At 65.1% G+C, this 12,771-nt stretch carries 11 protein-coding genes and 1 pseudogene; 2 read left to right on the top strand and 10 right to left on the bottom strand.

The features are described 5' to 3' along the window. The first annotated feature begins 420 nt into the window (after nucleotides 1–420). Nucleotides 421–1,461: a tRNA (adenosine(37)-N6)-threonylcarbamoyltransferase complex transferase subunit TsaD gene (tsaD, locus tag F8A90_RS15155; protein WP_200017780.1), complete on the top strand. Its 1,041-nt coding sequence runs from the start codon at nucleotides 421–423 to the stop codon at nucleotides 1,459–1,461. A gap of 172 nt (nucleotides 1,462–1,633) precedes the next feature. On the opposite strand, the gene folK is transcribed toward tsaD, so the two are convergent. Beyond that, nucleotides 1,634–2,173 carry a 2-amino-4-hydroxy-6-hydroxymethyldihydropteridine diphosphokinase gene (folK, locus tag F8A90_RS15160; protein WP_200017781.1) on the bottom strand — a complete coding sequence of 180 codons (540 nt, stop codon included), beginning with the start codon at nucleotides 2,171–2,173 and terminating at the stop codon, nucleotides 1,634–1,636. Then, entirely contained in the window at nucleotides 2,170–2,547 is a 378-nt protein-coding gene (folB, locus tag F8A90_RS15165; RefSeq protein WP_200017783.1) for a dihydroneopterin aldolase, read from the bottom strand. Before folB ends, folK begins: the two co-directional genes overlap by 4 nt. Nucleotides 2,548–2,708: 161 nt before the next feature. On the opposite strand from folB, the gene F8A90_RS15170 reads away from it, so the two are divergent. Beyond that, nucleotides 2,709–3,329 carry a glycerol-3-phosphate acyltransferase gene (locus F8A90_RS15170; protein WP_200017785.1) on the top strand — a complete coding sequence of 207 codons (621 nt, stop codon included), beginning with the start codon at nucleotides 2,709–2,711 and terminating at the stop codon, nucleotides 3,327–3,329. Nucleotides 3,330–3,494: 165 nt separating this feature from the next. Here F8A90_RS15170 and F8A90_RS15175 read toward each other — a convergent pair whose 3' ends face one another. The 8 genes and pseudogenes from F8A90_RS15175 to F8A90_RS15210 all read right to left on the bottom strand — a co-directional run bounded on the left by F8A90_RS15175 (nucleotide 3,495) and on the right by F8A90_RS15210 (nucleotide 12,485). Further along, nucleotides 3,495–4,739, bottom strand: a complete 1,245-nt coding sequence (locus F8A90_RS15175) for a polynucleotide adenylyltransferase (protein ID WP_200017787.1) — start codon at nucleotides 4,737–4,739, stop codon at nucleotides 3,495–3,497. A gap of 91 nt (nucleotides 4,740–4,830) precedes the next feature. Then, nucleotides 4,831–5,157: a thiosulfate sulfurtransferase GlpE gene (glpE, locus tag F8A90_RS15180; RefSeq protein WP_054557228.1), complete on the bottom strand. Its 327-nt coding sequence runs from the start codon at nucleotides 5,155–5,157 to the stop codon at nucleotides 4,831–4,833. A 79-nt stretch (nucleotides 5,158–5,236) separates the two neighbouring features. After that, nucleotides 5,237–6,076: a symmetrical bis(5'-nucleosyl)-tetraphosphatase gene (locus F8A90_RS15185; RefSeq protein ID WP_200017788.1), complete on the bottom strand. Its 840-nt coding sequence runs from the start codon at nucleotides 6,074–6,076 to the stop codon at nucleotides 5,237–5,239. Nucleotides 6,077–6,147: 71 nt separating this feature from the next. Next, a complete protein-coding gene (gene apaG, locus F8A90_RS15190; protein WP_200017791.1) occupies nucleotides 6,148–6,528 on the bottom strand; it encodes a Co2+/Mg2+ efflux protein ApaG in 381 nt (126 codons plus the stop codon). Nucleotides 6,529–6,707: 179 nt separating this feature from the next. Further along, nucleotides 6,708–7,496 (bottom strand): annotated as a pseudogene (gene rsmA / locus F8A90_RS15195) (16S rRNA (adenine(1518)-N(6)/adenine(1519)-N(6))-dimethyltransferase RsmA); the annotation flags it as partial. Between the two features lie 194 nt (nucleotides 7,497–7,690). Then, nucleotides 7,691–8,707: a 4-hydroxythreonine-4-phosphate dehydrogenase PdxA gene (gene pdxA, locus F8A90_RS15200; protein WP_200017795.1), complete on the bottom strand. Its 1,017-nt coding sequence runs from the start codon at nucleotides 8,705–8,707 to the stop codon at nucleotides 7,691–7,693. Between the two features lie 27 nt (nucleotides 8,708–8,734). After that, nucleotides 8,735–10,018: a peptidylprolyl isomerase gene (locus F8A90_RS15205; RefSeq protein ID WP_175089601.1), complete on the bottom strand. Its 1,284-nt coding sequence runs from the start codon at nucleotides 10,016–10,018 to the stop codon at nucleotides 8,735–8,737. Between the two features lie 82 nt (nucleotides 10,019–10,100). Next, a complete protein-coding gene (locus F8A90_RS15210; RefSeq protein ID WP_200020074.1) occupies nucleotides 10,101–12,485 on the bottom strand; it encodes an LPS-assembly protein LptD in 2,385 nt (794 codons plus the stop codon). Between the last annotated feature and the right edge of the window lie 286 nt (nucleotides 12,486–12,771).

The following is a 12,771-nucleotide window of genomic DNA, read 5'->3' on the forward strand; positions in this document are numbered from 1 at the left end:
ACTCACCTACCTTGAGATCATGAGTTCGGTTTGAACGCACATCCGGTGCAGCCACTCCTCAGGAGCCACCAGCCAGCGACGGTAAACCGCCACCTGCAGGTCGATCCAGCATCAATCAGTCGCCTGCGACACCACCGGTGAGGGTAGCCGTCGCTGGCTGGAATCATGATTCGGGGAGCTTTTGCGGGGTGGTCGGATGCACGACCCAGTCTTGCAGAGTGCCATATTCTAGACACCCGCCCCCGGCTTTGCAAACGCGGAAACCGGAAATCCTCTCTCCCTCAACGCCAGCTGGCGCGACACCCGTGCTCACAGCCAGTAGAATGTCGCGCATTCACGGCACACACGCCTCTCGGGCTCGCTCAGGCAGCCTCGCTGGCCGTGCCGCCCTCTACTTCTGATATTTCCTGAGAGTCAGCCATGCGTGTGCTCGGCATCGAGACTTCCTGCGACGAGACCGGCGTCGCCATCTACGACACGGACCAGGGCCTGCTTGCAGATGCCCTCTACAGCCAGATCGCCATGCACGCCGAGTTCGGCGGCGTGGTGCCGGAACTGGCGTCGCGTGATCACACTCGCAAGCTGCTGCCGCTGATCCAGCAGGTCATGGACGAAGCACAGCTGAAGGCCACTGACATCGATGCCATCACCTATACCGCAGGCCCGGGCCTGGTCGGCGCGCTGATGGTTGGCGCGTCCACCGCACACGGGCTCGCCAAGGCTTGGCAGGTACCGGTGCTCGGCGTCCACCACATGGAAGGCCACCTGCTGGCACCGATGTTGGAAGACGATGCACCGGAATTTCCCTTTGTGGCGCTGCTGGTCTCCGGTGGACACACCCAGCTGGTCGCGGTGCGCGGACTGGGCGAATACGAGCTGCTCGGCGAGTCCGTGGATGACGCGGCCGGCGAAGCCTTCGACAAGGCCGCCAAGATGCTGGAACTGCCTTATCCCGGCGGCCCGCAGGTCGCGAAGCTGGCCGAACAGGGCGACCCAGGGCGCTATCGCTTCCCGCGCCCGATGACGGACCGCCCGGGCCTCGACTTCAGCTTTTCCGGTCTCAAGACCCACACCATGGTCACGCTCAAGAAGGCCAAGGCCGCGGATGACCTGGATGAGCAGCACTGCGCCGATATCGCACGCGCCTTCGAGGAAGCCGTGGTCGACACCCTGGTCATCAAGTGTCGTCGCGCGCTGGACCAGACAGGCCTCAAGCGCCTGGTCGTCGCCGGCGGGGTGAGTGCCAACACCCGCCTGCGTGAGCGCCTGAGCCATGAGCTGACCAAGCGCAATGCCCGCGCCTACTACCCGCGCGGCCGCTTCTGCACCGACAACGGTGCGATGATCGCCTACGTGGGCGCGCAACGCCTGAATGCCGGCGAGCAGGACACTGGCCCGATGAAGGCCGTGCCGCGCTGGCCGTTGGACAGCCTGGCGGCTCCGAGCACAGCGCAGGACTGAGGCTAAGTCCTGCCAGACCCCAGTGCCCTGCCAGACCCCAGTGCCCTGCCAGACGCCAGTGCCCTGCCAGACGCCAGTGCCCTGCCGATGAGAGTCGGCAGGGCGTTGTCGTTGAGGAGCCGGTCATACTCACCGCCGGTCACTGACACCGGCAACGTGGTGTCTGATGGCGTCAGACCGTGGCACCAGCGCGCGAGATCATGCGGCAACGCCAGCTGAAGTCCACCGGCCACAACGGCTGCTGTTCGGCACGCCCGGCGGCCACGAACGCCTTCCACAGCGAGGCGTAATCCTCGCCGGTGACGGGGTGGCGCTCCTCGCCGAACGACTCGGCCAGCGGCAGCAGCACGAAGGCATTGCGATCGACCTCATCGCGCGGCAGCATCACGCCATCGACCTCTCCGGTCAGGGTACCGACGGTCAGCAGGTCCAGATCCAGGGTGCGCGGGCTGAACTTGGCGCTGTTCTTGAGGCGACCATTGGCCAGCTCGAGTTGTTTGCACCAGGCCTGCAATTCGCCGACGCTCCAGTCACTCTCGAAACCTGCGACCAGATTGAGGAAGTTGCGCCCGTCGACGAAGCCCACCGGCTCGCTCTCGTAGACAGAGGATAGCGTCAGGTTGCCGAAGGTCGCTTGCAGGGCATCCAGGCAGACCCGTACATGATACTCGCGCTCGATATTGCTACCGATGGAGATCAGTACCAGACTCATGCCGGCACATCCGAGGCGGTCTCGAGGCTGCCGCGCACGATGCGAACGCCAACGGCGGCGGCTTCCGGCACGGCACCCGGCTTGCGCACCGTCATGGTCAGCCAGGGAATGCCGAACTCTTCACGCAGAAGGGCTGCCAGGCGCTCGGCGAAGGTTTCCACCAGCTCGAAGCGACTCTCTGCGGCGAAGGTCTGGATGCGCGCGCTGATGGCGGCGTAGTCCAGGGTGTGCGTCAGGTCATCGTCGGCAGCTGCGGCACGAATATCCGTGGCCATTTCCAGATCCATCACCAGACGCTGGCGAATGGTACGCTCCCAGTCATAGACACCAATCACGGTTTCCACGGCCAGAGCCTCGATCAGCACACGATCCACGGCGTTACCTCTATGCTTGTCGAATGAACGAATAAAAACGACGCCCAAGGCCCCGCCATCATGCGACTGATTCTACTGCACCCGGCCCCTGCTTGGCCAAGCTGCCAGCCCCTCTCTCCCTGCCTGTGTGCGACACCTCGGGCTCGCAGCGAGTCGACATCATGCTGACGGGCCTGATCGAGTGGACCGCGCAACTGGCCACCTGGCAACAGTTGAGCCTGCTGATGGCCGTGGCCTATGCCAGCGGTTCGGTGCTGGGCGCGGTGTGGATCTGTCAGCGACTGGGGCTGCCCGACCCACGCCTGGCGGGGTCCTTCAATCCGGGCTTCTCCAATGTGCTGCGGCTGCATGGCGCACTGCCCGCCGCCCTGGTGCTGGTCTTCGATGCCGCCAAGGGCATGCCGGCACTCTGGCTGGGGCTGGCGCTCTCGCTGCCGCCCTGGGCACTGGGACTGATCGGGCTGGCCGTGCTGATTGGCCACAGCCTGCCGCTATGGCACCGCGGCCATCGCGGCGGCAAGGCCGTGGCCGCTGCCTTTGGCGTGCTGCTGATGCTGGCGCCGGGCGTCGCCTTGAGCTGCGCCGCGCTGTGGGTCGGGCTGGCCTGGCGACTGCGTACGGCGGCCATCGCCTCGCTGGTGGCCGGACTGGCGGCACCCCTGTTCAGCCTGTGGCTGGCGCCGCAGATGAGCGGCGTGATTCTGGTCTTCGCCAGTCTGATCGTGATTCGTCATGCGCTGAATCTGCGCCGCCTGAGCGATGGCAGCGAGCCGCGCCTGTAAGCACGCTCTGCTCATACGCTGCGTTCTTCTTGAAAAACTACGCTCGCTCTCACAACGCCGCCTTCCTGCTACCGAGACACAAAAGCCCCGGCGCAGGGCCGGGGCTTTCGGGGTCATGTACTCGGATCATTTGTTCAGATCAGGTGCTCAGCAGCGGGCAGGTGATCAATGACTGTGTCCGCAGCCGCAATGAGGCGCGTGCACTTCCGGCATGGCCTGCCATTCGCTCAGCGCCTGCTCGATGGCCTGCTGGCGCTGTTCACTGAGCGCACGCCCGATCTCCGCCCCTTTCAGGCCCTGTTCGACCAGAGACTGCGGCGACACCGCCGTCGCGGCTTGCCAAGCGGCATTGCCCAACCGTGCCAACCCCTTGTCCTCGACGGCCAGCAGGGCCACCAGCACGGACTGGCGTTCGCCACGTCGCCAGGCATCGACACCATCCAGCCAGGCCTTGAGATCGGCTGCGCTCACACCACCTTCCCGCCGCGAGGCCTCGCTCAATTCCCGGCACAGACGTGCTTGCTGGGCGGCGTCTCGCACGGCGCTGGGCAGGCGCAAGTCCTGCGCCAAGGCATCGATCTCGTCGCGTGACAGGTGCTCTACCAGGCGCGCCATGCGCCAGCAGATCATCTCCGCCTCATCGACCAGCTGTCGCGGCAGGCGGTCCAGACGCGCCAGCGCCGCTGCCAGCTGCTCGGCATCGCGGGTCAGCGGCGGCATCAGCACCGTCAGCGCCCCCAGCTCATCGAGCAGCTGGAAGTAGGCCTCGGGACTGGCCTCGCCCAGCGCCTTCTCGGTCTCCTTCCAGACCCGCTCGGCCACCAGATGCGAGACCTCGCCGCTCTCGACCATGGCGACCATCATCTGCCGCGTCTCATCCGCGACGGTGAAACCGAGCCCCTGATAGCGCGCCAGAAAGCGTGCCACGCGCAATACGCGCAGCGGGTCTTCGCTGAAGGCGCTCGAGACGTGACGCAACACGCGCGCCTCGAGATCCGCCAGGCCACCGTAGGGGTCTATCACCTCGCCCTGCCCCGGCGTGCTATCGAGCGGCTCGGCCATGGCATTGATGGTCAGGTCGCGACGAATGAGGTCCTCTTCCAGCGTCACATCGGGGCTGGCATGCACGCTGAAGCCTGCATAACCGTGACCGGACTTGCGCTCGGTACGCGCCAGCGCGTACTCCTCCTGGGTCTGCGGATGCAGGAAGACCGGGAAGTCCCGCCCGACCGGCCGGAAGCCACGCGCCTGCATGTCTTCCACCATTGCCCCCACCACCACGAAGTCACATTCGTGCCACGGCCAACCCAGGCGCGCATCACGCACCGCGCCGCCCACGCGATAGACCTCAAGCCCACTCAACAGGCGGTCACGCGAATCGGTCGGTGAAGAAGGCGTCGTCTGAGTCATGCGAATGTCCTTGCCCTGCGGCACGAGATACAAAGCTGAATGAGGAAAGTGAGGAAGTACGGCCAGTGGCGGCTGTCACGTGCAGGCGGCGTCAGCTACCGCTCTCGACGTCATCGCCATGCGTCAATTGGTACTGGGTAAAGCCACCATCGAGGGAATAGACCTTCTCGAAGCCCTGCCCCGCCAGCCAGGCGGCGGCCTGCTGGCTGGAATGGCCGTGATAGCAGACCACCACCAGCGGCTTGTCACGCGGGGTGTCTTCCAGGATGGCACCGGCACTGGCGTTGTCCAGATGACGGCTGCCCGGGATACGCCCCTGCGTGAAGCTGAGAGGATCGCGGATATCGAGTACCACGAGCGACGGGTCGCGTTGGCGCCAGTCACTGAGGGTTGCGAGATCAAGATGTTCGAAACTCATGCGGACTCCGCTTGTTGAGTAAGGGGAAAGGCATTCGCCAGCGACGGCAGACCTGCTGTCACTGGCGACGGGAGGGCGCTCAGCGCGAGGACAGCGCCGGCTCGAAGACGCGCTCTTCCGTCTCGAGATTGAGCGCCGTCAGGCCACCGCCCCACACGCAGCCGGTGTCCAGCGCCTCGACATCCTGACGCGCCGCCGGTGCCTCGCCTTCCAAAGCAGCCCAGTGGCCGAACAGCAGGCGCGGCGAATCATCCCAGGCCCCTTCGGGACGCGGGTACTGGAACCAGGGGCGACATCCCTCCGGCGCGCTGTCCAGCCCTTCCTTGGCCGCGAAATCCAGTCGGCCATCACTGTGCAGAAAGCGCATGCGCGTGAAGACATTGACGATGCAGCGCAGGCGCGGCGTGCCTTCGAGCTCCTCCTGCCAGCGGTCCGGCGTATTGCCGTACATCTCGCCGAGAAAGCTCCGATAGTCGTCTCCCGCCAGCACGGCGTGCGCTTCGCGGGCATAGCCGGCCGCCTGGTCCAGCGTCCAGCTCGGCAACACGCCGGCATGGCTCATCACCGTGCGGCGATTGCCGACCAGCGCATCTACCATCAGCGGCTGACGACGCAGCCAGTCCAGCAGCTCGTCGCGATCCGCCGCCTCGAGAATCGGCGTCAGCGTATCGGAGCGCTTGTGACGGCTGAAACCTTCCGCCACCGCCAGCAGGTGGAGGTCATGGTTGCCCAGCACCACCCGCGCATCATCACCCAGCGACTTGACCAGGCGCAGGCATTCCAGCGAGCCCGGCCCGCGATTGACCAGGTCTCCCGCCAGCCACAGCACATCGCGCCCCGGCATGAAATCGAGGCGCTGCAACAGCCGTTCGAACTCTTCGTGGCAGCCCTGCAAATCGCCAATCGCCCACTGCGTCATGCCCACTCCCTGACCGCCGTGGCGGTCTGACTTGCTGTCTTGAATACGAAACACTGCATCACGCGGCCACCCTAGTGAACCTGATGCGGCCCGGCGAGCCGGAACGGTGCGATGGCGACCTCGAAGGTGCGCGCATGGGTCGCGTCACAGAAGGTATAGGCCCCCTGCATCACACCGACCGGCATGTCGAGCACGGCGCGCGAGGTATAGCGGAAACTCTCGCCGGGCGCGATCAGCGGCTGTTTGCCGACCACGCCCTTGCCACGTACTTCCTGCTGATCGCCGCTGCCCTGGGTGATCTTCCAGTAGCGCGCCAGCAGCTGCACGGTCTCATCCGTCCCGTTGTGCACGGTGATGGTGTAGCGGAACACATGTCGGTTCTCGCTCGGACGACTCTCGTCGGCGCAGTACTCGGGTACGGCGTCGACACGGATGTCCGCCACGCTACTCATGCGTCGTGGTCGCTGGCGTTGCGGGCGTCGCCCTTGGCATCGCTCTCGGCATCGAGACGTTCATCACTGTCACTATCACTAGTACTGGCACTGTCGGCTGCCGGCGCACCGTGGCCGACATTGCTGCGCGGACGCTTCTTCGGTGCCTTGTCGGCCTTGTCCACCGTCATGCCCTGCTCACTGAGGTGGTTGCTGATCATCACCAGCTCAGCGACGGTCAGCGTCTGCGGACGACGCGAGGGATCGATGCCCAGCGCAGTCAGCTGGTCGGCATCGATGCGACCCTTGAAGTTGTTGCGCAGCGTCTTGCGGCGCTGGGAGAAGGCTTCGCGCACGATGACGGCGAGCAGCTTCTCGTCCTTGGCCGGATGCGGCAACTCAAGATGCGGCACCAGACGCACGATGGCGGAATCCACCTTCGGTGCCGGGAAGAAGGCGCTCGGCGGCACCAGGAACAGGTTTTCCACCGCGCAGTAATACTGGGTCATCACCGACAGGCGGCCCCAGTCGGTGCCACCCGGCTCGGCGGCCAGACGCTCGACGACTTCCTTCTGCAGCATGAAGTGCATGTCGGAAATCGCGCCGCGTGCTTCCAGCAAATGGAAGATCAGCGGGGTGGAGATGTTGTACGGCAGGTTGCCGACCACGCGCAGCGCCGGGCCATCACCGACCAGCTCCGGGAAGTCGAAGCGCAGGGCATCGCCTTCATGGATCACGAAGTCCGGGTAGTTGAAGAACTGCACGCGCAGGCCCGGAATGAGGTCACGGTCCAGTTCGATGACTTCCAGCTTGCCTGCCGCTTCCAACAGCGGGCCGGTCAAGGCACCCTGCCCCGGACCGATCTCGACCAGGCGCTCGCCTTCCGCGGGACGAATGGCATTCACGATGCGAGAGATGACGCCAAGGTCCTGCAGAAAGTTCTGACCGAAACGCTTGCGAGCGCGATGCGCGGGGAAATGTTGGGACATGGGGCTGACCTTCCTCCTGGGAATCCGTCGGGATTCCCGACAACAAGACGCCGCCATGGCCTGCAGGGACACAGGCAGACCGGGGCGGCGAGACCATCCTCGATGGTCGAATGACTGGGGTAGCGAGACACCACGCTGTGGCGCACGCCTGACGTGCCGCCATGCGGTCACGCCCGAGTGATGCGGGGATTATCTCAGGCTCGCGCGGCGGCTGCCATCTCGATGGCGACACGCACGGCCTGCAACAGGCTGCCGACGTCGGCAAGACCGCTGCCGGCGAGGTCCAGCGCCGTGCCGTGATCCACGGAGGTACGCACGATCGGCAGGCCCAGCGTGATGTTGGCGGCTTCACCGAAGCCGGCATACTTGAGCACCGGCAGGCCCTGGTCGTGGTACATCGCCAGTACCGCATCCACGCCCTCCAGATGCCGCGGCGTGAACAGGGTGTCGGCCGGCAGCGGGCCATCCAGCTGCATGCCGGTCGCGCGCAGGGCATCCAGCGTCGGGGAAATCACCTCGATCTCCTCATGCCCCAGGTGCCCGCCCTCGCCGGCATGCGGATTGAGCCCGCACACCGCGATGCGCGGCGCGGCACAGCCGAAGTAGCGCGTCAGGTCCTTGGCGAGAATCTTCATCACCCGCGTCAGGCCCTCGGGCGTGATGGCATCGGCCACCTCGCGCAGCGGCAGGTGCGTGGTGGCCAGCGCCACCCGCAGCCCGGGGCACGCCAGCATCATGACCACCTCCTCCACCCCGCAGACATCGCGCAGGTATTCGGTGTGGCCGGTGAAGCCCGCATGCCCGGCCTCGATCACGGCGGCCTTGGACAGCGGCGCCGTCACCATGGCACTGGCATGACCGGCCTGGCAGGCAGCGATGGCGACATCCAGCATCGCCAGCACATGATCGCCATTGCGCGCATCGATCACGCCCGGCTCGCTGGGCACTGCCAACGGCACCGGCCACACGGCAAGCTCACCATTGCGAACCGGCGGCAGCGGATCGCCCGGCGACAACTCATGCACCACCAGCGGCAGACCCAGCAAGCGGGCACGACTGACCAGCAAGGCGGGGTCTGCCACGGCGACCAGCTGCGCGGGGAACGCTTCCGCCTGACCGGCGAGCATGACCAGCAGCTCGGGACCGATGCCCGCCGGCTCACCGGCGGTCAGGGCGATGATGTCGGGCGCAATCTCTTCGCGACGATTCATGACAGTGTCTCGCTGCTCCACTCGGACTTACTGCTCATCGAGACGGTTGTCGACGTAGGCCTCGGCACGCACCTGCTGCTGCCAGGCTTCGAGCTCATCATTGAGCTTGCGCTGGAACAGGGTCTTGCGGACCTTGTCACGCTGGCTGGAGTTGGTCACATCCTGCTGGCGACGCTCCTCGACTTCGATGATGTGGTAGCCGAAGCGACTCTTGACCGGCTGGCTGATCTCGCCCACGTCCAGACCATTCATGGCCGTCTCGAAGGAGGAGACCGTCTGGCCCGGGCTGACCCAGCCCAGTTCGCCACCCTTGAGAGAGCTGCCCTTGTCGTCGCTGAACTCCTGGGCCAGCGCGGCGAAGTCTTCGCCCCCCAGCAGACGGCGGCGAATGGACTCGGCACGCTCAAGCGCCTGCTGGTCGCTGAGGTTCGGGTTGGGCTGGATCAGGATGTGGCGAGCGCGCGTCTGGGAAATCAACGCCTTGCCCGCGCCACGCTTCTCGATCAGCTTGACGAGGTGATAACCGCTGGCACTGCGCAGCGGCTCGGAGACCTGACCGGCCTGCATGCTCGGGATGACATCGGCGAACACCGTCGGCAGCTCACCACCGGAACGCCAGCCGAGATCGCCGCCACTCAGTGCCTGACTACCGGCGGATTCGGCGGCAGCCAGCTGGGCGAAATCGGTGCCCTGCTCGATCTGCTGGCGCAGGCTGTCGGCCTTGGCGCGCGCGGCCTTGACCTGATCCGGCGTCGGCTCCTGGGGCAATGCCACCAACAGGTGGGCCAGATGGTACTGGACGTCGCTGCCGACATTCTGCTGGTTGAGATAGCGGTCTATCTCACGATCGGAGATCCGCACCCGGCTGGCGACGCTGCGCTGCTGGATCTGCTGCACCAGCAGCTCACGACGCACCTGGTCGCGCACCTGGGCCAGTGACATGCCGTCCTGCTCGAGCTTGTCGGCGAAGGCTTCCAGGCTCATGCCGTTGTCCTTGGCGATGCCGCGCAGGGTGGCGTTGAGCTGGGTGTCATCGATGCTGAGGTTGGCCTGTTCCGCCAGCTGCAGCTGAATCTGCTCGTTGACCATACGATCAAGAACCTGACGCTCCAGCACGTCGCGCGGCGGCAGGTTGATGCCACGGCTCTGCAACTGCTGACTCGCCTGGGTGACGCGCTGCTCCATGTCGCTTTGCATGATGGCGTCCTTGTTGACCACGGCAACCACGCGGTCGAGCAACTCGGCGGCACCGGCCGGCAGACTCGCCAGCACAAATGCCAGCCCCAGCGGGGCAATCAGGGTCTTGCGCATCACATGTTCTCTCGGCGTAAAAATGTTGATGACGCCGCCCTGCGGCGGCGCCTTGGCGTCATTCACGGCCTGGCGCGGCGACTCAGAAGCCCGCGTTGCGATAGCCCGGTACGGCCTGTTCCAGATAGCTGTCAGCACTCTGGCCGACGCCTCCCAAGCCCTTGAACTCAAAGGTCAGGAAGATGCCATTCTTCTCTTCGTCATCCGAGATGGTGTTGGCGGTGTCGTTGTCATCCTGCCATTCACGCCAGGTGACCTGCACGCCGTAGCAGCAATCGTTGTACTGCACGCCCAACACCTTCTCCAGTGAACGGGAATTGGTGCTGTCATACATGTAGCGGCCCAGCAGCGACCAGCTCTCGCTCATCGGCGTCGCGAAGGAGAAGTCCCACTCGTTGCGGGTATAGCCCAGCACGTCATCCTCGTCCTCATCGTCGTAAGGCACGAAGCCTTCGATCTCACGATTGAAGCCAAAGTTCAGTACCGTGCCCTGTTCCGCACGATAACGCAGCGAGGTCTGGGCACTTTCGGTCACGCCACGATCGAAATCCTGGAACACGGCCTGGGAGGCGGTCCACTGGTCGTTGAGCACCACATCGGCCTGGAAGACCACCGGTGAGCGGTCACGCGTCGCACGATAGTAGTCGGAGTAGCTGTCGAAGTCGGAGCGTGAGGTCTTGTCCGGATCACCGTCCATGTCGATGTTGCGGTCCGACAGGTAACTCGACTGGCCGACGCCCAGTTTGAGGCGTTCACGGCCGCTTTCATCGCTGATGAAGCGTGACGACACGCCGTAGGAGACCTTGTTGGTATCGCCGACGCGGTCACCCCCGCTGAAGCGGTACGGCGACCACAGCTGATTCCAGCTGAAGGCGTCTTCCGAGGTGTCGAAGTCGGGCAGATCGGACTGATCAACCTCCGGCACGTAGGCGTAATAGAGGCGCGGTTCCAGCGTCTGGGTATAGCCGTCGCCGAACCATTCGGTCTCGCGATCGAAGATCAGGCCGCTGTCCAGCGACAGTACCGGGATGGTGGCGGACGGGCTGGTGCTGCGGTCCGTCTCGCGGTCACCGTAGTCCAGGCTGTATGACAGGCTGACCAGCTGCGCGCGCGGCTCGATGAAGCTCCAGCTCTGATCCCTGCGCCAGCCCAGCGCCGGCGCCAGTCGCAGGCGCGAGCCATTGGCGGCCTGGTCTTCGTCGATGTCGGTATCCGTCTCATCGACATCACGCCAGAAATAGGTCGCGTTGGAATTCCACTCTTCGTAGAAGCCGTTGGACTGACTCCAGCGACCATCCGCGGTCAGACTCGGCAGACGGTAGAACGGCTTGTCATCGTTATCCAGCGGGTAGTCCATGCGCTGATAGCCCTGCGCCTTGAACTGCAGGTCCCAGACATCGCCGTGGTAATCGAGCTGTGCCAGACGCTCGAGGCTATCGGTTTCCGTTTCCCCGAAGTTGCGCCCGAAGTCGTCGAAATAATTGCCATCGGAGGCGGCGCCGTACTTCAACTGGTAGTCGGTACGGGCATCATAGCGGCCAGCATGCTGGTAGTTGATGTACCAGCGGTCCTCGCCGATCAGGTCTTCCTCATCATCGTCGGGGTCGCTGCCGCCATCGTCATCGGCGAGCCAGGCGCCCTCGATGCTGCCTTCATCGCCACGCGGCAATAGATAGCGGAACTCGCCTTCCAGCATCTCGCCACGCTCGGAGATGTAACGCGGCGTGAGGGTGGCGTCGTAATTGGGGGCCAGATTCAGGTAGATCGGCTGGGCGTAATCGAAGCCGCTGGAGCTGGTGTAGCTGAACTGCGGCCACAGCAGGCCCGTGTGGCGACGGTCATCGACCGGGAAGCGCACGTAGGGCCAGTAGAAGACCGGCACGCCGCCCATTTCCATGCGCGCATGCTTGGCCGTTCCCCAGCCGGAATCCTGATCGATGGTGATGTCGCTGCCGACCAGGCGCCACAGGCTGTTGCCCGGCTCACAGGAGGTGAAGCTGGCATCCTTCAGGCGGTAGCGACCGTCCTCGAGACGTGCCAGCTGCACCGCGTCGCCGCGCACATGCTGCTCGTGAAAGACGTAGTGGCCGTTGTCGACGCTGGCCGCATCGCTGTTGAGCGAGACCCGCGCGTCGTCGCCGCGCAGCAGGACCCCGGGCTGACGATAGGTGACAGGCCCCTTGGCGGTGGCGGTGTCACGCGCCTCGTTGACGCTGACCTCGGGCGATTCCAGCTGGGAATCGCCGCGGCGCAGCACCACCTCCCCCATCAGGGTGGCGACGCCATCGTTGCCGTAGTTGGCCTTGTCAGCCGAGGTCGTGACCTGCTCCGGCGTGTCACCCGCTTCGATACGGTAGGCCGGCGTGACATAGCGCCCGGAGCACAGCTTGCCCCGCGGCACCTCATCATAGGGCTGCCAGTCGAGCTGACTGGCTGACAGGGGCTCGGGCGGAGCGGCCTGTGCCATCAGAGGGGCGCCGGCGGCCAGTGGCGCCAGGGTCCACAACAGACGGAAAACCAGTGGCTTGAGCTGCCAGACCGGGCGGTCATCGCCCAATCGGGCTATCGGTGCCTGCCGGGAATGAGCAGACAGAGAGGGAGTCGCGAAGCGACGCTGACGTCGCCCGGGAGCGGTCGTCGGCTTGCCCGGATGGGATGAATGGCTGCGCTGGGCCATGGCTGCTCTGTGTCCTTGGCTGGGGGAATCGGTATTATACAGGCCCAGCAACCGGCCTTCCTGCTTGCCGGTTCCG

It is taken from the genome of Cobetia sp. cqz5-12 (genome assembly GCF_016495405.1).
Classification (GTDB): Bacteria; Pseudomonadota; Gammaproteobacteria; order Pseudomonadales; family Halomonadaceae; genus Cobetia.